24 protein-coding genes and 1 tRNA gene are annotated in these 22,613 nt (G+C 65.7%); 14 read left to right on the top strand and 11 right to left on the bottom strand.

Annotation, left to right across the window (positions count from 1 at the left end):
• Positions 1 to 235 precede the first annotated feature (235 nt).
• Positions 236 to 940 carry an endonuclease/exonuclease/phosphatase family protein gene (locus DAEP_RS0103755; RefSeq protein ID WP_027243729.1) on the bottom strand — a complete coding sequence of 235 codons (705 nt, stop codon included), beginning with the start codon at positions 938 to 940 and terminating at the stop codon, positions 236 to 238.
• Positions 941 to 1,098: 158 nt separating this feature from the next.
• Positions 1,099 to 2,517, bottom strand: coding sequence for a protein adenylyltransferase SelO (locus DAEP_RS0103750; RefSeq protein ID WP_027243728.1), 1,419 nt, complete (start codon positions 2,515 to 2,517; stop codon positions 1,099 to 1,101).
• 57 nt (positions 2,518 to 2,574) lie between these two features.
• Here DAEP_RS0103750 and DAEP_RS0103745 point away from each other — a divergent pair, with 57 nt between their 5' ends.
• On the top strand, positions 2,575 to 2,994 hold the full coding sequence (locus tag DAEP_RS0103745; RefSeq protein ID WP_008553954.1) for a cupin domain-containing protein: 420 nt from the start codon (positions 2,575 to 2,577) through the stop codon (positions 2,992 to 2,994).
• Positions 2,995 to 3,061: 67 nt separating this feature from the next.
• Here the strand turns inward: DAEP_RS0103745 and DAEP_RS0103740 are convergent, their stop codons facing one another.
• On the bottom strand, positions 3,062 to 4,171 hold the full coding sequence (locus tag DAEP_RS0103740) for an anhydro-N-acetylmuramic acid kinase (RefSeq protein WP_027243727.1): 1,110 nt from the start codon (positions 4,169 to 4,171) through the stop codon (positions 3,062 to 3,064).
• 144 nt (positions 4,172 to 4,315) lie between these two features.
• Between DAEP_RS0103740 and tyrS the strand changes: the two genes are divergently transcribed.
• Positions 4,316 to 5,572 carry a tyrosine--tRNA ligase gene (gene tyrS / locus DAEP_RS0103735; RefSeq protein WP_027243726.1) on the top strand — a complete coding sequence of 419 codons (1,257 nt, stop codon included), beginning with the start codon at positions 4,316 to 4,318 and terminating at the stop codon, positions 5,570 to 5,572.
• 335 nt (positions 5,573 to 5,907) lie between these two features.
• Here the strand turns inward: tyrS and DAEP_RS24180 are convergent, their stop codons facing one another.
• Positions 5,908 to 6,045 carry a hypothetical protein gene (locus DAEP_RS24180; RefSeq protein WP_167630821.1) on the bottom strand — a complete coding sequence of 46 codons (138 nt, stop codon included), beginning with the start codon at positions 6,043 to 6,045 and terminating at the stop codon, positions 5,908 to 5,910.
• Positions 6,046 to 6,090: 45 nt separating this feature from the next.
• On the opposite strand from DAEP_RS24180, the gene DAEP_RS0103725 reads away from it, so the two are divergent.
• The 3 genes from DAEP_RS0103725 to DAEP_RS0103715 all read left to right on the top strand — a co-directional run bounded on the left by DAEP_RS0103725 (position 6,091) and on the right by DAEP_RS0103715 (position 8,703).
• Positions 6,091 to 7,008 (top strand): GNAT family N-acetyltransferase, encoded by a 918-nt coding sequence (locus DAEP_RS0103725; protein WP_027243725.1) that lies wholly within the window; start codon positions 6,091 to 6,093, stop codon positions 7,006 to 7,008.
• A 100-nt stretch (positions 7,009 to 7,108) separates the two neighbouring features.
• A complete protein-coding gene (locus DAEP_RS0103720) occupies positions 7,109 to 7,864 on the top strand; it encodes an SDR family NAD(P)-dependent oxidoreductase (RefSeq protein WP_008555876.1) in 756 nt (251 codons plus the stop codon).
• A gap of 284 nt (positions 7,865 to 8,148) precedes the next feature.
• Positions 8,149 to 8,703 carry a sugar O-acetyltransferase gene (locus DAEP_RS0103715; protein ID WP_027243724.1) on the top strand — a complete coding sequence of 185 codons (555 nt, stop codon included), beginning with the start codon at positions 8,149 to 8,151 and terminating at the stop codon, positions 8,701 to 8,703.
• A 145-nt stretch (positions 8,704 to 8,848) separates the two neighbouring features.
• Here DAEP_RS0103715 and DAEP_RS0103710 read toward each other — a convergent pair whose 3' ends face one another.
• From DAEP_RS0103710 to DAEP_RS0103700, 3 genes are all read right to left on the bottom strand, one after another.
• The gene (locus DAEP_RS0103710; RefSeq protein ID WP_084204394.1) at positions 8,849 to 10,657 is read right to left on the bottom strand and encodes an ABC-F family ATP-binding cassette domain-containing protein; all 1,809 of its coding nucleotides are present in this window, start codon (positions 10,655 to 10,657) and stop codon (positions 8,849 to 8,851) included.
• A gap of 69 nt (positions 10,658 to 10,726) precedes the next feature.
• Positions 10,727 to 11,467: a GNAT family N-acetyltransferase gene (locus DAEP_RS0103705; protein WP_051337312.1), complete on the bottom strand. Its 741-nt coding sequence runs from the start codon at positions 11,465 to 11,467 to the stop codon at positions 10,727 to 10,729.
• A gap of 80 nt (positions 11,468 to 11,547) precedes the next feature.
• Positions 11,548 to 12,021: an outer membrane protein assembly factor BamE gene (locus DAEP_RS0103700; RefSeq protein WP_008555242.1), complete on the bottom strand. Its 474-nt coding sequence runs from the start codon at positions 12,019 to 12,021 to the stop codon at positions 11,548 to 11,550.
• Positions 12,022 to 12,120: 99 nt separating this feature from the next.
• Between DAEP_RS0103700 and DAEP_RS0103695 the strand changes: the two genes are divergently transcribed.
• The 9 genes from DAEP_RS0103695 to DAEP_RS22405 all read left to right on the top strand — a co-directional run bounded on the left by DAEP_RS0103695 (position 12,121) and on the right by DAEP_RS22405 (position 19,729).
• A complete protein-coding gene (locus DAEP_RS0103695; protein WP_008556720.1) occupies positions 12,121 to 12,657 on the top strand; it encodes a YceD family protein in 537 nt (178 codons plus the stop codon).
• Between the two features lie 225 nt (positions 12,658 to 12,882).
• Positions 12,883 to 13,089, top strand: a complete 207-nt coding sequence (rpmF, locus tag DAEP_RS0103690; RefSeq protein ID WP_008558107.1) for a 50S ribosomal protein L32 — start codon at positions 12,883 to 12,885, stop codon at positions 13,087 to 13,089.
• Between the two features lie 37 nt (positions 13,090 to 13,126).
• Positions 13,127 to 14,239, top strand: a complete 1,113-nt coding sequence (gene plsX / locus DAEP_RS0103685; RefSeq protein WP_027243721.1) for a phosphate acyltransferase PlsX — start codon at positions 13,127 to 13,129, stop codon at positions 14,237 to 14,239.
• Between the two features lie 16 nt (positions 14,240 to 14,255).
• Positions 14,256 to 15,230 carry a beta-ketoacyl-ACP synthase III gene (locus DAEP_RS0103680; protein ID WP_027243720.1) on the top strand — a complete coding sequence of 325 codons (975 nt, stop codon included), beginning with the start codon at positions 14,256 to 14,258 and terminating at the stop codon, positions 15,228 to 15,230.
• 101 nt (positions 15,231 to 15,331) lie between these two features.
• A complete protein-coding gene (gene ihfA / locus DAEP_RS0103675) occupies positions 15,332 to 15,634 on the top strand; it encodes an integration host factor subunit alpha (protein ID WP_008555015.1) in 303 nt (100 codons plus the stop codon).
• 16 nt (positions 15,635 to 15,650) lie between these two features.
• The gene (locus DAEP_RS24345) at positions 15,651 to 17,261 is read left to right on the top strand and encodes a MerR family transcriptional regulator (protein ID WP_245595052.1); all 1,611 of its coding nucleotides are present in this window, start codon (positions 15,651 to 15,653) and stop codon (positions 17,259 to 17,261) included.
• A 150-nt stretch (positions 17,262 to 17,411) separates the two neighbouring features.
• Positions 17,412 to 17,488: transfer RNA gene (locus DAEP_RS0103665), tRNA-Pro, on the top strand.
• A gap of 125 nt (positions 17,489 to 17,613) precedes the next feature.
• On the top strand, positions 17,614 to 18,690 hold the full coding sequence (locus DAEP_RS0103660) for a 2'-deoxycytidine 5'-triphosphate deaminase (RefSeq protein WP_027243719.1): 1,077 nt from the start codon (positions 17,614 to 17,616) through the stop codon (positions 18,688 to 18,690).
• Between the two features lie 82 nt (positions 18,691 to 18,772).
• A complete protein-coding gene (locus tag DAEP_RS22405; RefSeq protein WP_051337311.1) occupies positions 18,773 to 19,729 on the top strand; it encodes a DUF1353 domain-containing protein in 957 nt (318 codons plus the stop codon).
• Positions 19,730 to 19,806: 77 nt separating this feature from the next.
• Here the strand turns inward: DAEP_RS22405 and DAEP_RS0103650 are convergent, their stop codons facing one another.
• The 4 genes from DAEP_RS0103650 to nagZ all read right to left on the bottom strand — a co-directional run bounded on the left by DAEP_RS0103650 (position 19,807) and on the right by nagZ (position 22,561).
• Positions 19,807 to 20,004 carry a hypothetical protein gene (locus DAEP_RS0103650; protein WP_027243718.1) on the bottom strand — a complete coding sequence of 66 codons (198 nt, stop codon included), beginning with the start codon at positions 20,002 to 20,004 and terminating at the stop codon, positions 19,807 to 19,809.
• A gap of 82 nt (positions 20,005 to 20,086) precedes the next feature.
• Positions 20,087 to 20,770 carry an SMC-Scp complex subunit ScpB gene (gene scpB, locus DAEP_RS0103645; protein WP_008555369.1) on the bottom strand — a complete coding sequence of 228 codons (684 nt, stop codon included), beginning with the start codon at positions 20,768 to 20,770 and terminating at the stop codon, positions 20,087 to 20,089.
• The gene (locus DAEP_RS0103640) at positions 20,770 to 21,564 is read right to left on the bottom strand and encodes a segregation and condensation protein A (RefSeq protein ID WP_008556822.1); all 795 of its coding nucleotides are present in this window, start codon (positions 21,562 to 21,564) and stop codon (positions 20,770 to 20,772) included. Before DAEP_RS0103640 ends, scpB begins: the two co-directional genes overlap by 1 nt.
• The gene (nagZ, locus tag DAEP_RS0103635) at positions 21,557 to 22,561 is read right to left on the bottom strand and encodes a beta-N-acetylhexosaminidase (protein ID WP_027243716.1); all 1,005 of its coding nucleotides are present in this window, start codon (positions 22,559 to 22,561) and stop codon (positions 21,557 to 21,559) included. Before nagZ ends, DAEP_RS0103640 begins: the two co-directional genes overlap by 8 nt.
• Positions 22,562 to 22,613: the final 52 nt, after the last annotated feature.

The raw sequence follows: 22,613 nt of genomic DNA, 5'->3' as shown, positions 1-22,613 counted from the left end.
TCCGGGTCAAGGACGGCAAAGCCGCAGCGCCTCAGCGCTGTCCATCCTTGATGCGGATCAGCACATCGCACAGTCGGCATGGCGGTTAAGGGCAATCCTGCCCTTAAGCGCCGCTCAGCAGAAAGCACCCTGCGCTGCGCAGCAGCGCCGGGCCCAAGGCCGCCAAGGGGTTTCAGGCGCAGCCTGAAACCCCTGCGGGCGCGGGAGCCCCCCGCTTTCAAACACAATCAGGCAGTCAAACCGCGCGCAAATCCGCCCAGACCGGCAAATGGTCGGAGGCGATATGCGCCGGCCGCGCGCCATGCACCCCATGCGCCACCGCCTCCAGCCGCCGGCAATGGGCGATCCGGTCCAGCGCCCCCAGCGGCCGCAGCGCCGGAAAGCTGGCTTTCGGCGGCAGAAAGGTCAGCGCCGGGGCGATATGCTCCAGCACCGGAGATCGCGACCATTCGTTGAAATCCCCCGCCAGCACCACCGCGGCGTCATCCGCCTCCGCCGCCCGGGCCAGCGCATGCATCTGCTCGCGCCGGGCGCGCCCTGTCAGCCCCAGATGCGCGCCGATCACCCGGACCAGCCCCGCCTCTGTCTCAAACAGCGCCCAGACCGCACCGCGCGGCTCCAGCCCCGGCAGCGCGATATGGCCCTCGGCCCGCAGCCGCACGCTGTCGCGGAACAGCACCGCATTGCCATGCCACCCCAGAGACCCTGCCCCGCCCAGATCCACCGCCTGCCAGCCGGTCTCCTCGACCAGGAAATGCGGCAGCGCCGCAGGCCGCGGCGGCAGCCGCTTGTCGGCCTCCTGCAGCACAGCCACATCGGCGCCCAGCCCGGACAGCACCTGCAAGGTGCGCTCCGGCCGCCGGCGCAAGTCCATGCCGACACATTTCTGGATATTGTAGGTCGCGATCCGCAGGGTATCCGGCGGCGGTTTCTTCGGCATCTGCTCTCTCTCCGGGGCTTTGCGAAAGTGTGGCGCACAATGCGGCCCAAGCACAACCGGCATCCGGCCGCAGGGGGGCGAAGGGGGGCTGTCTGCCCCCTCTTGAGCCTGCGGCTCAATTCACTCCCGAGGATATTTCCAGCCCGAAGAACAAGGGCTCAGGTCCCGCAGAAGGTCGCCTGCACCACTTCCTCGGGCAGCGGCGGGCGCTGCAGATCGGCGTGCTCCGGCTGGTCATCGTAAGGGCGGGCCAGCACATCGTTCAGCCGGTGGAACAGGGTGTAATCCCCTGCCACCGCGCCTGCGATCATGTCCTCGATCCGGTGATTGCGCGGGATGAACGCCGGGTTGGCGCGGCGCATCACCGCTTGCGGGTCCGGCTCCCCCTCCAGCCGTGCCTTCCAATCCGGCTCCCAGGCCTCGAATGCCGCCGGATCGGTGAACTGGTCCCGTGCCGTGCCCTCTGCCAGGGCCCGGAAGGTGTTGGTGAAATCGCTCTGATTCTCCGCCATCCGTCCGAGCAGGGAGGTCACCAGCTCCAGGTCGCCCTCCTGCGCGGAAGTGATCCCAAGCTTGGCGCGGAAGCGGGCCAGCCAGGCTGCCTCCGTGCGGTCCGGCATCGCATGCACGATTTCGGTGGCTTGCGCGACACCGTCCTGCGGGTCGTCCAGCTGCTGGATCAGCGCGGTGGCCAGCTGCGCCAGGTTCCACACCGCAATCGAGGGCTGGTTGGCATAGGCATAGCGCCGCCCGCGGTCGATTGAGGAAAACACCGTGTGCGGATGGTAGACATCCATGAAGGCGCACGGACCGTAGTCGATGGTTTCCCCTGAGATCGAGAAATTGTCGGTGTTCATCACCCCGTGGATGAAGCCCACCGCCATCCACGCCGCAATCAGCTCCGCCTGCGCATCGCGCACCGCGCTGAGCAGTCCCATCGGCCCCTCCGCCTCCGGGTAATGGCGGGCAATGGCGTAGTCCGTCAGCTGCCGCAGGCTCGCCTTGTCGCCGCGTGCGGCAAAGATCTGGAAGGTCCCCACCCGCAGATGGCTCGCCGCCACCCGCGTCAGCACCGCGCCGGGCAGGCCGCCCTCACGCCAGACCGTCTCGCCGGTTTCCACCGCCGCCAGCGCCCGGGTGGTCGGGATGCCAAGCGCGTGCATCGCCTCGCTCACCACATATTCGCGCAGGACCGGCCCCAGCCAGGCGCGCCCATCGCCGCCCCGGGAATAGGGCGTCCGCCCCGACCCTTTCAGCTGGATGTCGCGGCGTTTGCCGTCGGTGCCGACGGTCTCGCCCAGCAGGATCGCGCGCCCGTCGCCGAGCTGCGGGTTGTAAGTGCCGAACTGATGCCCGGAATAAAGCTGCGCCAGCGGATCGGCCCCGTCCGGCACCCGGTTGCCGCTGAACACCTCCGCCATCTCCGCTGTATCCCCGGGGGTGATGCCCAGGACCCGCGCCAGATCCTCGTTGAACGCCACCAGCCGGGGCGCCTTCACCGCTTGCGGCGGCAGTTTGGAGTGGAACTGCCCCGGCAGGGCGGCATAGGTGTTGTCAAAGGGGATCGTGAGTGTCATGGCCCAAACATATGACTGGAACACGGATTTACCAGCACCAAAGCGGAGGCAGCAGCAATGGACGCGGACCGGATCATCGAACACCTGGGCCTGCAGCAGCACCCGGAGGGCGGCTGGTACAAGGAAACCTGGCGCGCAGAGAATGAGGGCCGCCCAACAGGCACCTGTATTTATTTCCTTTTAAAGGCAGGCGAGGCCAGCCACTGGCACCGCGTCGATGCTGCTGAGATCTGGCTCTACCACGCCGGCGCGCCGCTGGTGCTGTCGCTGGCGGCTACGGACGAAGGCCCGGCGCAGGACCACCTGCTGACCCCGGATCTGGCCAAGGGCGCACCGCAGCTGATCGTGCCGGAGGGCCACTGGCAGGCGGCCCGCAGCACCGGCGACTACACGCTGGTCAGCTGCACGGTGTCGCCGGGCTTCCAGTTTGAAGGCTTCGAGCTCGCCGCTCCAGGCTTCGACATCCCGCGCGGCTGAGCGCAAATTTCTTCAGAAGAAATTTGGCAAGAACCTTCAGAAAATTCTTGCGCCAGGCCGCACCGCCTTACGCATCCGGCATGCTGACAACACCGCCGCCGACACAGGCGCCGACGCCCGTCGTGCCGGGAGCCGAGGTCGGCAGGCCCCTCGCCACCCGCACGGCCAGATGGGCAAAGGCCTGCGCCTCCAGCATGTCGCCGTCTAGCCCAGCATCCTCCACCGGCTTCACCGGGCAGTCGAGCGACACCCGCAGCATCTCCATCAGCACCGGATTGCGGCGCCCGCCGCCGGTGACCAGCACCACCTCGGGCGGCTGCGGGCAATGCTCCATGCCTTGCGCCACCGCGGCTGCGCACATGGCGACAAGGGTCGCCGCCGCATCCGCATCGCTCAACTCCTTGACCAGCCCGACCATCTCGGAAAAATCGTTCCTGTCCAGCGACTTGGGCGGCATCCTTGCGAAATAGGGCTCGGCAAGAAACAACTCCAGCGCGCCGGTTTCCACGGTGCCTGAGCGCGCGACCTTGCCATCCGCGTCCCAGGGAATGCCCAGGCGCTCCTGTACCAGATCATTGACCGGCGCATTCGCCGGACCGGTGTCAAACGCCAAGAGCGCGCCCGGCTCCTCCGGCCTCTCGAACCGCGGATCCACATAGGTGAGGTTGCCGACCCCGCCCAGGTTCAGGAAACACAAGGGCTTCTCCGCACCGATGTATTTCGCGCAGGCAAAGTGAAAGAACGGCGCCAGCGGCGCGCCCTCGCCGCCCATCGCCACATCGTCGGAGCGAAAATCCCAGACCACCGGCTTGCCAAGCTTTTCAGCCAAGGAAGCGCCGTCGCCCACCTGCAGCGTCCCCCGCAGCCGCGGCGCATGGGCCAGGGTCTGACCGTGAAAGCCGACGATCTCCACGTCCCGGAACTCCGCCAGCGCCGCCGCATGGGCCGCATCGCAGACCGCTGCCGCGGCCTCCACCTCCGGCCCGGCCCATTTGCCCAGACCCGCGCGCAAGACGCTGCGCTCCTCTGCCGAATACTCCCGGTAACTGCTCTCGCCGAATCCGTGAATGCGCGCGCCGTCGGTGATCACCACCGCCGCATCGACCCCGTCCAGCGAGGTGCCGCTCATCGCGCCCAATGCCCTGACCGCGCCCGTTTTTCCAATGGCCTTGCTCATGGCCCCTGCCCCTTTCAAGGATCCGGGCCGTCCCGCCCGTTTGCGCATCACATTACAGCGCATATTTTGCCGGGAAAACAGGTTCCAACCCGCGCCAATGCGATTTATAGGGCAAGATGCACAACTCATAGACCGAGGCATGTTATGACCTACACACCGAAATCGGATTTCGTCGCAGTCATGATGGAACGCGGGTTCCTCGCGGACTGCACCGATTATCAAGGGCTGGACGAAGCCCTGCTGCAAGGTGTGCGCCCGGCCTATATCGGCTTTGACGCGACAGCGAAGTCGCTGCACGTCGGCTCGCTGATCCAGATCATGATGCTGCGCTGGTTCCAGAAGACCGGCCACCAGCCGATCACCCTGATGGGCGGCGGCACCACCAAGGTGGGCGACCCTTCCTTCCGCGCCGATGAGCGCCCGCTGCTGACCGAGGCGCAGATCGACGAGAACATCGCAGGCATCAAGAAGGTGTTCTCCGCCTACATCGACTATGACACCGAAGCGCCGAACAAGGCGCTTATGCTGAACAACGCCGAATGGCTGGACGGCCTGAACTACCTGGAATTCCTGCGCGACATCGGCCGCCACTTCTCGGTGAACCGGATGCTGTCGTTCGAAAGCGTGAAATCGCGCCTCGACCGCGAGCAGTCGCTGTCGTTCCTCGAATTCAACTACATGATCCTGCAGGCCTATGACTTCATGGAGCTGAACCGCCGCTACGGCTGCATCCTGCAGATGGGCGGCTCGGACCAGTGGGGCAATATCGTCAACGGCATCGACCTGACCCGCCGGGTGATCGACCACGAGGTCTATGGCCTCACCTCGCCGCTCTTGACCACCTCGGACGGCAAGAAGATGGGCAAGACGGCGGACGGCGCCATCTGGCTCAACGCCGACATGCGCAGCCCGTATGAGTTCTGGCAGTTCTGGCGCAACACCACCGATGCGGATGTGGGCCGCTTCCTGAAGCTCTACACCGAGCTGCCGGTGGCGGAATGCGAGCGTCTGGGCGCGCTGGCAGGATCCGAGATCAACGCCGCCAAGGTGATCCTCGCCAATGAGGTGACCACCCTGTGCCACGGCGCAGACGCGGCGGCGGCGGCAGAGGCGACCGCGCGCGAAGTGTTCGAGAAAGGCGGCGTCGGCGACGACCTGCCAACCCTCAGCCTGTCGCCCGCCGATCTGGGCGACGGCATTTCGATCGTGCAGCTGATCGTGAAATCCGGCCTCGCCAAATCCGGCAAGGACGCCAAGCGCCTGATTGCGGAACATGGCGCCAAGATCGACGACCAGCCGCTGACCGATGCAGGCCTGATAATCGACGCGGGCGCGCTGACCTCGCCGATCAAGCTGAGCGCGGGCAAGAAACGCCACGCCCTGGTGCGGCTGGACGGCTGAACCGGTCGACATGAAACCTGAGAAAGGGAGCCGCTGCGCTCCCTTTTTTCATGTTCGCGGGGTCTCCCGCCCATTCCAGCTGCATCAAAGATGAAGCTTCATGGTTGGGCCTGGCGCCGCGCTGCCGCGCGGCGCGGCTGCGTTTCCCTGGCTGCGGTCCGCAACAGGCCGGCACCGGGTCAAGGGCCGCGGCCGAGGCCGTGCGCAGCTCGGTTCATCCTTGAGACGGGGACGTCCGGGATAGACTGGAACTGGCGCTTAGAGGCAGGCTTGACCTGAAGCGCCTCTAGCAATCCATCAGCTGCGCAGCGGCGCCACGCCCAAGGCCGCCCGCCTCAGAACACCACCGCCTCCACCAGCGTCAGCACCAGAAACACCGGCACCGACAGGCCGATCGCAATCAGCAGCGCCGCTGCCTTGGTCATCCGCGGGGCCGCTGCCGTCTGCCCCATGATCTGAGTTACCTTTTTCATGCGTTCATTAACCCTGATTTAGGTTTCCAGCGCGTTAATGGAGCCATGTTTGACAGCGCCCCCGATCCCGGTATGCCCGCCGCGGCAACCGCCCGCCCGCAGCTCCGCGCCCTCCAGCAATCGCCGGAATTTGCCCGCGCGCTGATGGCCTGCGGCCAGACGCCGCTGATGCTGGACGGCACGCTGGTGCTGCAGCGCCGCCTGCCCGGCGGGCTGCGGCTGGCGATGGTGAACCGCGCGGACCTCGGCAATCCCGCCCCGCTGTTGGCCGCGCTGCGCGCCCAGGGCCTCGGCCGCACCCCGCTGATCCTGTCGCCAGAGGCTCCGGCGCCGCATCTCGCCCGCCTCGGCGCGGTGCCGCTGGCCACCCCCGCCCATGCCGCGCTGTGGGATCTGACCGGCGGTCCGGACCAGCGCCGCGCCGCCCTGCATCAGAAATGGCGCAACCGGCTGAAACATGGCGAGGCGCAGCCCCTCCGCCTCACCCGCCAGAACCTGCCGCATGATGTGCGCCACTGGCTGTTTCAGGCCGACGCGCAACAGCAAACGATGCGCGGCTACCGAAGCTGGCCCATCGGCCTCACCCTCGCCTACGCGCGCGAGAACAAGGGGCAGGCGAAACTCTTTCAGGCCTTTGAGGGCAAGGACCCCGCCGCCGCCATCCTGATCCTCACCCACGGCAGCACCGCCACCTATCACATCGCCCACACCACCGCTCGCGGCAAACAGCTCAGCGCCCATACGCTGCTGCTGTGGGAAGCGGCAAGCTGGCTCGCCACCAAGGGCATCTGCCGGCTGGACCTGGGCCTGATCAATACCGAGGATGCCGCGGGCCTCGCCCGGTTCAAGCTCGGCACCGGCGCCAGGCTGCACCGGCTGGGGGGCACCTGGGGCCTGTGGCCGCCGCTCGGGCGCCTGCTGCGCCCGCTGGCACGGCTCGACCGCGGCCTGATGGCTGGCTGACCTCCGCGCCGCCGTGCCGCGACGCCCCGTCCCGCTGGACAGGCCGGGGGCAATCCCATTATATGAACGCATGTTCAGATAACCGGGAGGAGCCCCGCTCATGAAACTTGCAGATACCGCAGCCGTGATCACCGGCGGCGCATCCGGCCTGGGTGAGGCCACCGCGCGCTATTTCGCCGAACAAGGCGCCCAGGTCACCATCCTCGACCGTGATGCGGAGCGCGGCCCCCAGGTGGCCGAAGAAATCGGCGGCCACTTTGCCCAGACCGATGTGACCAGCGAAGAGTCGGTCTCTGCCGCCATCGCCCATGCGGTCGAGAAGATGGGCAAGATCACAGCTTGCGTGAACTGCGCGGGCATCGCCATCGGCGCCAAGACCGTGGGCAAGGAGGGCGCGCACCCTCTGGATGCCTACAAGCGCACCATCGACATCAACCTGGTCGGCACCTTCAACGTCGCCCGCCTGGCCGCCGTGGAAATCGCCAAGAATACGCCCGATGCGGACAACGCCCGCGGCGTGATCATTAACACCGCGTCCATCGCGGCCTTTGACGGTCAAAAGGGCCAGGCCGCCTATGCCGCCTCCAAGGGCGGGGTTGCAGGCATGTGCCTGCCGATGGCGCGCGATCTGGCGTCTTCCGGTATCCGGGTGATGACCATCGCGCCCGGCATCTTCATGACCCCGATGCTGGCCGGCCTGCCGGAAGAGGTGCAGCAGCAGCTTGCCGCCGATGTCCCCAACCCCGCCCGCCTGGGCGATCCGCGCGAATACGGCCGCCTTGCCGGTTTCATCGTCGAGATGGGCTACCTCAACGGCGAGGTCATCCGCATCGACGGCGCCCTGCGGATGCGCTGACGCGCCTGCCGCTGGTTGCGGGTCAAGGGCGGCAAAGCCGCCGTGCGCAGCACGGTTCACCCTTGATGCGCAACCACCGGCAAACACACTCGATATTGCGTCTTGAGGGGCACACTTGCTCCTCAAGCGCTTCTCAGCAGAAACCTTAGGCGTTGCACAGCAACGCACGGCCCAAAGCCGCAACAAGGCGCCTTGGCGCAGCCAAGGCACCTGCGGGCGCGGGAGCCCTCCGCCAATTGACAAACCGCTGGGGCCACTGTCCTCTTCCCCGGGAAGGAGGCTCAATGAGCAAGACCGAACGGCAGAAAATGCAGGCCGGTGAGTGGTACAGTTGCCGGGACAGCGAACTGGGGGTGTTGCAGCATCAGGCCCGCGCGGCGGTGCATCGGCACAACAGCGCGCCGCCCGATCCAGCGGCCCGGCTCAGCCCGCCGCTGGCCGCGCTCTTCGCCGCCCACGGCGAAAACTGCCTGATCGAGGCGCCGTTTCACTGCGCCTATGGCATCAACATCACCCTTGGAAACGATGTCTACATGAACGCGGGCTGTACCATCCTGGACACCGCGCCCGTCACCATCGGCGACCGCACCATGCTGGGGCCGAATGTGCAGATCTACTGCGCGCAGCACCACAAGGACAAAGACTTGCGGGCGCAAGGCCTGGAAATCGCATACCCTGTCACCCTTGGGGCAGACGTCTGGATCGGCGGCGGCGCGATCATTCTGCCCGGCGTCACCATCGGCGACGGCGCCATCGTCGGCGCAGGCGCTGTGGTGACCAGGGACGTCGCCGCGGGCCAGACCGTCACCGGCAATCCGGCCCGCCCCCGGCACCCGTAATCAAACGGTGAACCGAGCGCCCGCAGCCCCTACCCAAAATTCACATTTCTTTATGAATTCCAAACTTTTACGGCAGCCTCTTTGACCAAATGTTTCGCGCGCGAAACATTTGGTCAACCGCACTGACCTACCCGGAAAACCGGCCTCAGCCCCCGGCTTTTTCCTCCAGCAGCAGCCATTCCTCTTCGGCGGCGGCCAGCTTCTCCTGCCGCTCCACCAGCGCCTCGGTGGCCTTCTTGAACTTGACCGGTTCGCGGGTGAACAGCTGCGGATCGCTCATCAGCTCCTGCAGCTTGCCGATCTCCGCCTCCAGCCGCTCGATCTCGCCGGGCAGCGCCTCCAGCCGGTGCTTCTCCTTGAAGCTCAGGCCGTCCTTGGGCTGGGCCTCCTGCTTGGGCTTGGCCTTCGCAGGCTTCACCTTCTCGGGCCGCTCCGCAGCCTCCAACGGGCCGCGCTGCGCGAGGTAATCGCTCCAGCCGCCGGCATAGGCCGTGGCCCGGCCGTCGCCTTCCATCGCGATGGTGGTGGTCGCCACCCGGTCCAGGAAATCCCGGTCGTGGCTCACCAGCAGCACGGTGCCGTCGTAGTTGTCCAAAAGCTCCTGCAGCAGATCCAGTGTCTCCACATCCAGATCGTTGGTCGGCTCGTCCAGGACCAGCAGGTTCGAGGACCGCGCCATCAGCCGCGCCAGCAAAAGCCGCGCCTTCTCGCCGCCCGACAGCGACCGCACGGGCGCCCGCGCCTGCCGCTCGTCGAACAGGAACTCTTTCAGGTAGCCCACAACGTGCTTGGGCTGGCCGCGCACCATTACCTGATCCGCCTTGCCGGAAATCCCCAAGAGCGGATCGGCGGTCAGGTTCTCCCACAGGGTCGAATCGCCGTCCAGCTGATCGCGGGTCTGGTCGAACAGGGCGATTTCCAGATTGGTGCCCAGCTGCACCGAGCCTGCATCCGGCTGTTCCATGCCCAAAAGCATCTTCAACAGCGTGGTCTTCCCGGCGCCATTGGGGCCGACAAACGCCACCCGGTCGCCGCGCTGCACCTTCAGCGAGAAGTCCCTCACGATCTGCTTGCCGCCAAACGCCTTGCTCAGCCCCTCGGCCTCGATCACCTTGCGGCCCGACTTGGGGCCAGCCTCCAGCGCCATCTCCGCCGCACCCTGCCGCTTGATCTGGCCGGCGCGCTCCGCCTTCAGGTCCTGCAGCGCCCGCACCCGGCCCATGTTGCGCTTGCGCCGGGCGGAGATGCCTTCGACCGCCCAGCGGCTTTCGGCTTTGATCAGCCGGTTCAGCTTGTGTCGCTGCATGTCCTCGTCTTCCCAGACCTTGTCGCGCCAGGCCTCGAAATCCTCAAACCCCTTTTCCTGGCGGCGCACCTCGCCGCGGTCCACCCAAAGGGTCGCGCGGGTCAGCGCCCGCAGGAACGCCCGGTCGTGGGAGATCAGCACAAAGGCCGCGCGGGTGGCTTTGAGTTCATTTTCCAGCCAGGTGATCGCCTCGATATCCAGGTGGTTCGTGGGCTCGTCCAGCAGCATCAGGTCGGGCGCTTCGGCCATCAGCTTGGCCAGCGCGGCGCGGCGGCGCTCCCCGCCGGAGGCAGTTTCCACCGGCCGGGCCGGATCAAACTTCAGCCCTTCGCCCGCGCGCTCCACCTTGTACATCTCGCCGGGGTCCAGCTCACTGGCGGCAAAATCGCCCAACGTGGCAAACCCCTCCATCTTCGGGTCCTGCTCCATGTAGCCGACGGATTTACCCGGCGGCACCACGATGTCGCCCTGATCGGCTTCAACAATCCCCGCCATCACCTTCATCAGCGTGGATTTTCCCGAGCCGTTGCGGCCCACCAGCGCCACCCGGTCGCCGGGCTGCACCACCAGATCGAGGTTCGAAAAAACCGGATCGCCCCCAAAGCTGAGGGAAATGCCGGACATCTGCAAAAGAGGAATACGTGCCATGCCAGCCAGCTACCCCGGCGGCAAAATCGCGTCAACGCTCCGCTTTCATCTTTCCGAAAATACTCAAAATCACCCGGCCACCGCCCGCAACAGCCGTTTGCGGGCCTCCGGGATCGCGCCGGTCTCCAGCCCGGTGAACACATGCAGCGTGTTCATCTGCCGGTCCACCACCGCATGATCGCTGACCCAGCCGCCCATCGCCAGATAGGTCCGCAGCAGCGGCGGCATCGCTTGCACCGCAAGCTTCATATCGGGCGCCTCTTGCAGCTCTGCCGCAAAGCGGACCACCTCCGGCGCCTTTTCCAGCACCGGCCACTGCGCCGGCGCCAGGTGCCGCTGCCGGAGCAGCGCAAATGTATCCAGATACGGCACGGCAGAGGTTCCCGCGAAGGAAGTGCAGCCGAACAGCAGCTTAACGTCCTGCGCCTCGATCAACCCGGCCAACGCTCCCCAGGCAATGCGCAGGATGTCGGGATCATGCCAGTCTGGATGCATACAGAACCGGCCCAGCTCTGCCAGCTTCCCCTCAAATCTCTCAAGCCGCGACAGATCGTAGAATTGCGCGGAGTAGCTGTTCCGCAGGCTGCTGCCGCCCTCCAGCACCAGCAGCCGGAAACAGCACACCAGCACCCCGGAGCCTGCCTGCTCGACCAGCACATGCGCGCAGAGGCCGTCAAAGGCGTCGCTATCCGTGCCGGCGGTGCGAAAGCACAGTGTCCGCAGGGCCTGCGCCGCGGCGATATCCTCCGACCCGGCGGCCAGCCGGGCGCGGTAGCGGCCTCTGCTCAGCAATAGATCCGGCTCTGCCATGGCTGTCCCCTGCTGCAGGCCCGCGCTGGTGCGGCGCGCATGTCCTGGCGCAAACGCGGCAGCACAGCCGTAAGCCCGGGTTATTCTGTGTTCAGAAGCTGGCCGGGACCGAAGTTGCCCAGGTTGCCCAGAAGCTGGCGCAGGAAGGTGCTGTCTTCCACCCCGGAACTGGTCACCCGGCGCTCCAGCGGCACCACCCTGCCGTCTTCCAGGCTGTAGCGGCGGATGCCCTCTACCACGCCCTGCGCGTCAAAGCTGATCGCCACCAGGTCCCGCGCCACAGGTTTCGGCGCCGAAGCGCCATAGTGGCGGAAGCGGGTCGCGACATAATAGTAGCCGCTTTCGTTCAGCACCCCGGTCGAGGACGGCACACCGATGGTTTCGGCCACCGAATCCCTGGTATCGACCCCGGGCACAACCTCGGCCAGCTGGCTGGGTGTGGGCACGTAGCCATGCTTGCGGTAGACCGACGCGCAGGCCGCCAGCGCCAGCCCGGCCGCCGCAAATACCGCGCCGCGCAGAACGGACTTGTAATGAAACGCCTTTGGAAACATGAGGGCCCCCCGAGCCTCGCCGCACTGTGCGGCTTGAATACGTCTTTCAACCCGATTACCTAATGACCGCTTCCGGTTCAAGAAACGAAAGTCCCCAACATGTCTGAGAGCACCGCTTTGCGGGTGGCGGACCTGCCGCAGAACACCCCGACCGCCTTTGAAATCATCCCAGGCAAGGAGGAGCTGGCCGCCCTGGCCGCAGAGCTTGGGGTGAATGCCCTGCGCAAGGTCCGCTTCACCGGCGAGATCAAGGCCCTGGGCAAGCGCGACTGGCAGCTGACCGGCGCCCTGGGCGCGACCGTGGTGCAGGACTGCGTGGTCACGCTGGAACCGGTGACCACAAGGATCGAGGAAAAGGTGGCCCTCACCTATACTGCCCGGTACGAAACGCCGGAAGGCGCCGAGGTGGAAATGCCCGATGACGACAGCGTCGAGCCGCTGGGCAGCCATATCGATCCGGGCCAGGTGATGGCCGAGGCGCTGGCGCTGCACATCCCGCCCTACCCGCGCAAGGACGGCGCCGAACTGGGCGAGGCTGTCTATGCCGAAAACGGCGTGGCGCCGATGCGGGACGAGGACACCAAACCCTTTGCCGGGCTTGCCGCCCTGCGCGGGCAGCTGAAAGATGAGGACTAGAGGCAGTTTTTTCGCACATGCGGAAATTGTTTCTGGCGCCGGGCGCGGCGCTGCCCTAAAAAACACCTTGCGCCGCCGGAGATTCGCAGTATTTTCGCGCGCTCATCGGAATTTTTGGTTGGACAATGCTAGGGCAGCCGCCTAAACGCACGTCACACCGATCGAACACGAATGCAATCGCGCCGCGGGGATGGTCCCAAGGCCCAAACAGACAAAGGTTGAGACATGGCCGTCCAACAGAACAAAGTATCCAAATCGCGCCGCAACAACCGCCGCGCGCACGATGCACTGGTTGCTGCGAACCCGAACGAATGCGGCAACTGCGGCGAGCTGAAGCGCCCGCACCACGTGTGCCCGTCCTGCGGCCATTACGACGACAAGGAAATCGTCGCGGCAGCTGACGAAATCGAGATCGACGAGGACGCGGCGTAAGCCACGTACCGGATCCTGATGCCAGGCAGGCTTTCGCATGACGGGTAAACCCGCGAAAAATCAGGCAGAAGCCGGCCGCATCATCATTTCTGTTGACGCCATGGGCGGAGACGCCGGCCCTGCTGTTGTGGTGGCCGGCATTGACATGTCGGCACAGAAAAACCCGGATATCGGGTTCATCCTGCACGGCCCCGCCGAGCAGCTGCAGCCTCTTGTCGCCAGAAAGCGCGCCCTTAAGGGCCGCGTCGAGATTCGCGATGCCCGCGACGTGGTGACGATGGAGGACAAACCTTCGCAGGTGATGCGCAACGGCAAGGGCACCTCGATGTGGTCCGCGCTGGAGGCGGTCAAGACCGGCGAGGCGGCGGGCGCTGTTTCCTGCGGCAACACCGGCGCGCTGATGGCGCTCAGCATGCTGCGTTTGCGCAAGCTGCCGGGCATCAACCGTCCGGCCATCGCTATCCTGTGGCCGTCGCTGAATCCGCAGGGGTTCAACGTCATGCTGGATGTCGGCGCCGACGTGAAGGCGGATGCCGAGGACCTGCTGCAATACGCGCTGATGGGCACCTCTTACGTGCGCAACTCCATGGACATCGCCTGCCCGCGGGTGGGGCTGCTGAACGTGGGCACCGAAGAACACAAGGGCCGCGCCGAGCTGAAAGAGGCCTTCGGGCTGATTGCGGACAATGCGGCGCAGGCAAGTTACGAATTCGTGGGCTTTGTCGAGGGCAGCGACATTCCCGGCAATGCGGTGGATGTGATTGTCACCGACGGCTTCACCGGCAATGTGGCGATCAAGACCGGCGAAGGCACCGCGCGGGTGATGCGCACCGCGCTGCGCGAGGCGTTCCAGTACTCCTTCCTGTCCAAGATTGCGGCGCTCTTGGCGATGACCTCGCTCAAGCGGCTGTCCAAGCGGATGGACCCGCGCCGCGTCAATGGCGGAGTATTCCTGGGCCTGAACGGCACCGTGGTGAAATCCCACGGCGGCGCGGACGCCACCGGCGTATCGGCCGCAGTGAAGCTCGCGTTCCGCCTGGCGCAGCACGGATTCGCTGAAAAACTGGCCGCGCGGGTTGCATCTGCAGGCGCGCATACCCAAGATAATAATGCTTCCCGCACCCCGCGGGCGGCCACCGAAAAAGACTGAAATAGGCAGGCACCGGATGACGCGACGCGCGGTAGTTGTTGGCATAGGCCACTATCTCCCTGAACGGGTGGTTGAGAACGCGGAATTCGAAGCCTCGCTGGACACCACGGACGAATGGATCCGCACCCGGTCTGGCATCGAACGCCGCCATTTCGCCGCTGAGGGAGAAACCACATCGGATATGGCTGCCAAGGCCGCAGAGCGCGCTTTGGCGGATGCGGGCCTGACGGCTGACGATGTGGATGCGATCGTCGTTGCAACCTCCACCGCCGACCTCACCTTCCCCTCTGCCGCGACCATGGTGCAGTCCAAGCTGGGCATGACCAAGGGCTTTGCCTTTGACGTCCAAGCGGTCTGCGCGGGTTTTGTCTATGCGCTCAGCAACGCCAATGCGCTGATCGCCTCGGGCCAGGCCAGCCGGGTGCTGGTGATCGGCGCCGAGACCTTCAGCCGGATCATGGACTGGACCGACCGTTCCACCTGCGTGCTGTTCGGCGACGGCGCCGGCGCGCTGCTGCTGGAGGGCCAGGAGCTGGCGGGCACCAACAAGGACCGCGGCATTCTGGCGACCGATCTCAATTCCGACGGCCGCTACAAGGATCTGCTGTATGTCGACGGCGGCGTATCCTCGACCCAGTCGACCGGCCATCTGCGGATGCAGGGCAACCAGGTATTCCGCCACGCGGTGGAAAAACTCGCCTCTACCGCGAACACCGCGCTGGACCGCGCCGGGCTGTCGGCGGCCGATGTGGACTGGATCGTGCCGCATCAGGCCAATATCCGCATCATTCAGGGCACCGCCAAGAAAATGGGACTGAGCATGGACAATGTGGTGGTAACCGTGCAGGATCACGGAAATACCTCCGCGGCCTCCATTCCGCTTGCCCTGTCTGTCGGCAAAGAGCGCGGCCAGATCAAAGAAGGCGACCTGATTGTGACCGAAGCCATCGGCGGCGGTCTGGCCTGGGGCGCCGTTGTGCTGCGCTGGTAACTCTTCCAGCCGGATTCCCGCCCGAAACACCCCGCGCAATTCATTGATATTGACAGGGAATTTCCCTGCACCCTATGCTTTGGCAAACAACGGGGATTGGTATGGGCGAAAAAACACTGACACGAATGGATTTGAGTGAAGCTGTTTTCCGGGAAGTCGGCCTGTCGCGCAATGAAAGCGCGCAGCTCGTGGAAAGCATGCTGCAGCATATGTCGGACGCCCTGGTGCGCGGTGAACAGGTGAAGATCTCCTCGTTCGGGACATTCAGCGTAAGGGATAAATCTGCCCGGGTCGGGCGGAACCCGAAGACCGGCGAAGAGGTGCCGATTCAGCCGCGCCGCGTGCTGACCTTCCGGCCTTCCCACCTGATGAAAGACCGCGTGGCAGACGGCAACCGTAACTAACGGGACCAATTGAGCCATGTCAAAATCACCGGATGCCTTCCGCACCATCAGCGAAGTTGCGGACTGGCTGGGCGTGCAGGCGCATGTTCTGCGCTTCTGGGAGAGCAAGTTCACGCAGGTCAAACCTGTCAAGCGGGCCGGCGGGCGCCGGTACTACCGGCCTGCGGATATGCGGCTTCTGGGCGGCATCAAGAAACTGCTGCATGACGACGGGATGTCGATCAAGGACGTTCAGGCGCTGCTGCGCGAGCATGGCCCCGCCCACGTGGCGGAGTTCTCGCACCCGGTCGACGGCGCAGCCCCAGAACGCTCCGCGCCGCTGCCGCCGGCGGACAAGTTTGGCGATGACTGGCAAAGCTCGCTGGAGCTGAGCCATGAGCACGCGGCAGAGGAGGATACGGGTTCCGAAGCCAGCAATGTCGTCGGCTTCCCGCAACAGGACGCCGCGGCAGACGACATCCTGCAGGACCCCGCAGGCGCCCCCGCGGCTGTAAGCCCTGCTGCCCCGGCGGATATCCCGGAACCTGCGGACGCCCCCGCAGACGCCGCTGAGCCAGAGCCGCAGATGCTGATGGATCTGGACCCGCCCGCCGCAGAATCAGACCCCGGCCTCTCCGCCGCATCTCCGCTTGCGGCGCAAGACCCCGCCGCCGATGGCACCGCGCCCGCACCGGCAGACGCCGCCGGGGCTTCCCATGCCGCTGCAGTGGAACCGGACACCGCTTCCCCCTGGAGCGAGGACGCCGCTGAGACCCCGGCTAAAGAGAGCACAGCAGCAGCGGATGCCCCCGCAGACACCGCCCCGCTCGCCCCCGCGCCAGAAGAAATTCAAGACCCGCAAGACGGCGATGAAGCCACTGGCTGGGACTTGGGAGCTGAGCCGGCAGCGGCTCCGCCCGCCGCCGGCGAGACACAGCCCGACACGCTGGACCTCCCTGGCTCACCGGCTGAAACCGGACCCGCTGAGACGCTGCCGGAAGAGGCCCCCTTGACCGCAGCGCCGCCGCCCGTGCTGGAGGATACGTCCGCTGCGGAAACACTCGGGCCGGACACAGCCGATTTGCCGGAGCAGGCTTTCGGACGGGAACCGGCGGAAGACGCCGCCAGCCCTGCAGCGGCTGATCCGCTGGCAGTCCAATCACCCGAACCGGACCTGTCCGAGGACACCCTGGCTGCCGCGGCGGGCGTTCAGCCGGAAGAGCCGCTGGACTTTGGCAGCGGCGCAGAGCCGTTTGCCGCCGCCATGGAGGCAGACCCCGGCGCGGATGACGCAGGCGCCGCGGCCGATCCTGCCGCCGCCTTCCCGCCGCATGATCTGGACGAGGCCGCCCGTCGGGTGGATGCGCTGGAATTTGCCTCCGGCTTTGACCCTGACGCAGACGCGGCTGCTGAACAGGACCAGCCGCAAGACAGCCCGGCGGCAGAGCTGGAAACGACGGCAGACGCCCCTGCCACTGTCCTGCCCCACCCCGGTGTTCTGTCCCATCTGGCCGCTGTCCGCAGCCTGCCGCCGCAAACGGTGGCCGCAATCGCCGCCTGCGCCGAAGATCTGCGCGCCCTGGCCGCTCGCGGCACTGTTGCAGGGGTGCCGGTCTCCGGCGCCAGGTCCGGTCCGGACCTCCCCTGATTGCACGGGCGTTTCCCGCGCCGGGAAACGCCCCCTTGCGCACGCGCGGGCCTGCAACTGCCTCAGCCGGCAGGATTTCCGGGCGGATGCGCAAAAAATCTTGCCGCCCCCTCTTGCCCCTGCCGTGAAAACGGTTAGAAGGCTCTTCAACGGGCTATGGCGCAGCCTGGTAGCGCGTCCGTCTGGGGGACGGAAGGTCGCAGGTTCGAGTCCTGCTAGCCCGACCATTTGAAAAACGCCCGGGTGCTTCGGCACCCGGGCGTTTTCATATCCCGGCCCTGAATTGCCGATTGCGCAGCGGGGCCGATTGGGCCAGCATCGCCGGAAATTCCGGCGCGGGGAGGGACAGGAAATGACAGGCGTTTTGCCCAGCCAAACCATTGAAAACATGCTGGAGAACGGCGCGATCACCGTCAGCAGCCCGCTGGTGGAGGGTCAGGTGCAGCCTGCCAGCCTCGACCTGCGGCTGGGCAATGTCGCCTACCGGGTGCGCGCATCTTTTCTGGCGGGCCAGGGCCGCAGCGTCTCCGACCGTCTGACGGAATTCGAGATGCACCGCATCAGCCTCGACGGCGGCGCGGTGCTGGAAAAGGGTTGCGTCTATGTGGTGCCCTTGATGGAAGGTCTGGCGCTGCCGCAGGATGTTTCCGCGGTGGCCAATGCCAAAAGCTCCACCGGGCGGCTCGACCTTCTGACCCGCACCATCACCGATGGCGGCGAGGAGTTCGACCGGATCAAGCCCGGCTACCAGGGGCCGCTTTACGCGGAGATCTGCCCGCGCTCGTTCTCGGTTCTGGTGCGGCCGGGCATGCGGCTGAACCAGATCCGCTTCCGCCGCGGCCAGGCGGTGCTGTCGGATGCGGAACTGAAGATGCTGCACGCGTGCACGCCGCTGGTCGATGGCGAGGCGATGATCGAGGATGGTTTGGGCTTTTCCGTCGATCTGAAACTGCCGGGCACCGATCTGGTCGGCTACCGCGCCAAACCGCATACCGGGGTGATCGACCTGGACCGGATCGGCGAATACGACCCGCAGGAATACTGGGAGGAGGTGCGCACCAAGGATGGCCGCATCATCCTGGATCCCGGCGCGTTCTATATCCTGGTGAGCCGCGAAGCGGTGCATATCCCGCCCGCCTTTGCCGCCGAGATGGCGCCTTATCTGGCGATGGTGGGCGAGTTCCGGGTGCATTACGCGGGCTTCTTCGATCCCGGATTCGGCCATGACGCGGCGGGCGGTGCCGGATCGCGCGGGGTGCTGGAAGTGCGCTGCCACGAGGCGCCGTTTGTGCTGGAGCACGGCCAGGTGGTGGGCCGTCTGGTCTATGAGAAGATGGCCGAGGTGCCGGAGCAGCTTTATGGTGCCGGCATAGCGTCGAACTACCAGGGCCAGGGGCTGAAGCTGTCCAAGCATTTCCGCAACCCTTGAATGCAGGGGCGCTTCTACACTACCCTCAGGCAGGCGCCTGAGCGCACTTACCTCCATTCCAGCCGATAGCGAGGAAAAGGTGATGAAGAATCGTAAGATACGTTTTGTAGCAGCCCTATTCCTGGCCCTGCCTCAACCTGCTTTTTCGCAGGAGTTCTTCGGTCTTTTTACCGAAGGGCCAAAGGGCGAGTTCCACAGCGCCGAGCCGTGGACCGTCTTCAAACTCGGAACAGACTTTCATTTCGATGACCCCAATGGCCTCAGGTGGACGACTCCAGCCGGCGCAGAAGTAAACGGCGCTTCTATCCCACCGGCATTCTGGTCCTTCATCGGCGGCCCGTTTACAGGCCGTTACCTGAAAGCCTCTGTCATTCACGACTACTATACCCAGGTACAAACGCGCACTGCCCACGATACTCATCGGAACTTCTACTACGGCATGCGCGCCAATGGTGTGGAGGACTGGCGCGCAAAACTCATGTACTGGGCAGTCAGGACGTTTGGACCTTCATGGACAGTTGAGCGCAGCGTAGTTCAGAGCCAGGAGTGCACAGAGATTTCGGGCAACCTTGTGTGCAACTCGGTTTCCAACGTCGTGACCAAGACGGTCCCTCAGGCTGTAGCCAATCTTGAAGATCCGGAACAGCTTACGTTTGCACTTGCCAAGTTCGCCGCAGTCGCGCGCACGCTCAAGACTTCCGATGGCATCGTGCTGGATGTAACCGAGAACGGTCAGGTGTTCGCCAGCCTATCCAGCATTGAGGCCAATGCCGAAAGTCTTAGCAAGCACCTTTCCGCTACTACCCCCCTAACTAAGGCCGATCTTGGGCTGATGGCAAGTTGGGAAGGACTGGATCTCAACAACGTCCCGGTCTGGGCAAACAATGAACTGCCGGAACTGAAAAACGTGCCCACTTTTGAACCCGTGCACGACTTTGTGCCGATCTATGAAAGGCAGCGTGACTTGAACGCTGTCGCGCGGGAATTCGACTTCCCAGCTGACGCATTCCGTTTCCAACGCCAGGACGTCCCGGGGTAGTATCTGTTTATGGCACTGCCCTCAGCCTAATCCGGTGGGCACATTCCGCAGGCACGGCACACTGCCTGCCGGTTCCTCTACTTGACCTTGGGGATGCGCGACGCGGCATTGCGCAGCTTGCGCCGGGGGCTGGGGCCCGGACCGAACCCCGGTGCCGGTCCCTTGCTCTTGCCCAGGCGCTGCGCGCCGTGTTGCGCCGCGCGGCGCAGTCCGGCATTCACCGCGCGCCCGATCAGGCGGCGCAATACCATGCGGATGATCCAGTTCGCACTCATTAGCTCAGCCCTCCGCATTCGCCTGCCCGCCACCATAAAGGCGCAATGCGGCAATTTCCGGGCGTACTGAGCCGCGCAGGCGTCACTCCTCGAACAGTTCCGCCTGTTCTTCCGGCTCGTCGTCCTCGTCGCCGCTCTGGCCCAGCGGCAGGCTGCCCGGCGGCGGGCGGTTTTCCAGCAGGCCCGCGGCGCGCAGCTCCTTCAGGCCCGGCAGGTCGCGGGCGCTTTCCAGGCCGAAGTGGTCGAGGAAGTCCGGCGTCACCACGAATGTCACCGGGCGGCCCGGTGTCATCCGGCGGCGGCCGAGGCGGATCCAGTCCATCTCCATCAGCTGGTCGATGGTGCCGCGCGACACCGACACACCGCGGATCTCTTCGATCTCGGTGCGGGTCACCGGCTGGTGGTAGGCGACAATCGCCAGGGTCTCGATCGCGGCACGGCTGAGCTTGCGCAGCTCGGTGGTTTCCTTCTGCATCAGGAAACCCAGGTCCGGTGCGGTGCGGATCGCCCAGGCATCGCCCAGACGCACCACCCGCACGCCGCGGCCCTCATAGCGCTTGCGCAGATGCTCCACCGCCTCGCGCGGGTTGCAGCCATGCGGCATGCGGCTTTCGAGGTCGCGCAGAGTGACAGGTTCGGCGCTGGCAAACAGCACCGCTTCCACCATCCGCTCCTGCTCCGCCATCGGCGGCGCGTCGAACAGCGAATCTGTGTCTTCGCGGACGGGAGCGCCCTGGCTCTGACCGTCCATGATCTGGTCTTCCATCAGCTATCCTCGTTCAGGCTGCGCAGCTGGATCGGCGCAAATGTTTCGCTCTGGCGCAGCTCTGCCTTGCCTTCCTTGACCAGTTGCAGCGACGCGGCAAAGGTCGCCGCGGTGGCCGACCGCCGCTTGACCGGATCGCTGTGCCAGCCGTCCGGCAGATAGCTGATCAGGTCGGTCCAATCGCCGGTAAAGCCCAGCAGGTGGCGCATCCGGTCCAGCGCTTCCTCCATGGTGAAAACCGAGTCGCGGTCCATCACGAAGGGGCGGAAATCCTCCTTGGTGCGGATGCGGGCATAGGCTTGCATCAGATCCAGGAGGTTGGCGGTATAGGTGACGGTCTTGATCCGGGCGACGGTCTCTTCCTCCCCGCGCCCGAAGAAGTCGCGGCCCAGCCGGTCGCGGCCCATCAGCCGGGCAGCGGCGTCGCGCATCGCCTGCAAACGCTCCAGCTGGAACGCCAGGTGGGCGGCCAGTTCCTCGCCCGATGGCCCCTCTTCCTCCGGGTCCGGCGGCAGCAACAGGCGGGATTTCAGAAAGGCGAGCCAGGCCGCCATCACCAGATAATCGGCCGCCAGTTCGATCCGCAGCTCCTTGGCCTTCTCGACGAAGGTCAGATACTGCCGCGCCAGCTCCAGCACGGAGATCTTGCGCAGGTCCACCTTCTGGGTGCGCGACAGCGTCAAGAGCAGGTCCAGCGGGCCTTCGAATCCGTCCACGTCCACGATCAGGGCCTCGGCCGCCAGCCGTTCCTCTACCGATCTGTCCGCGTCTGAAAAGAGTGTCTGCTCAGCCATACACCTGCCCGCCCATGAGGGCGGCAAGTTCGTCTTCGGCGGCCTGAATGTCAAGATCCGCAGGGGGTTTGCGGGCTGCCAGCGCACGGTCTGCGCGGGTTTGCGCTGCCGCTGTCATACTTCCTGCGGCCTCTGCGACGGCGATCCGGTCCGCCAGCGGCGCATTGCACAGCAGGACCACGTCGCAGCCCGCGGCAAGGGAGTCCCGGGTGATGCCGGTCAGCGCGCCCTTGAGCGCCTTCATGGAGATGTCGTCGGTCATGATCAGCCCGTCGAAGCCGATCTGCTCGCGGATCAGCTGCATCATCACCGGCGAGGTGGTGGCCGGGCGGCTGTCATAGGCGTCATAGACCAGATGCGCGGTCATCCCCAGCGGCAGGTCATTCAGCGCTTTGAAGGCGGCAAAATCGCTTTGCTCCAGTGTCTCCGGATCGCTGGCCACATGCGGCAGGTCCAGATGGCTGTCGGCGGTGGCGCGGCCGTGGCCGGGGATGTGTTTCAGCACCGGCAGCACGCCGCCGTCCAGATGGCCCTGCGCCACCGCGCAGCCGATGGCGGCAACCGACCGGGTGTCTTCGCCGTAACAGCGGTTCTTCAGGAACTCGTGGGTGTCCGCGCAGGCCACGTCGGCAATCGGGGCGCAATTGCTGTCGATGCCGAGGCCGTGCAACTCATGCGCGATCAGCCGATAGCGCAGGTACATGGCGCGTTCGGCGCCGGCGCCCGCCCGCACGACATGCTCCAGCGGCGGCAGCCAGTTGCGCCCCAGCGGCTCGCGCAGACGCTGCACCCGGCCGCCCTCCTGGTCGATGGTTATGGGACAGTCCCGGCCCACCGCCTCGCGGAAATCGCCGCACAGGGCGCGGACCTGATCGGCGCTTTCGATGTTGCGGGCAAACAGGATGAAGCCGAAGGGATCGGCGTCGCGGAAGAACGCCTTTTCATCTGCGCTCAGGCGCAGGCCGTCGGCGTCGAGGATGGTGGCTCCAAAAGTCATGAGTGTGCCCTATGGCCCCCTTGGGTCCGGGAGAGCAGCGCCCGGCCCGGGG

The sequence above is a fragment of the Leisingera daeponensis DSM 23529 genome (assembly GCF_000473145.1).
Classification (GTDB): domain Bacteria; phylum Pseudomonadota; class Alphaproteobacteria; order Rhodobacterales; family Rhodobacteraceae; genus Leisingera; species Leisingera daeponensis.
This window is presented reverse-complemented; position numbering and strand designations above follow the sequence as displayed.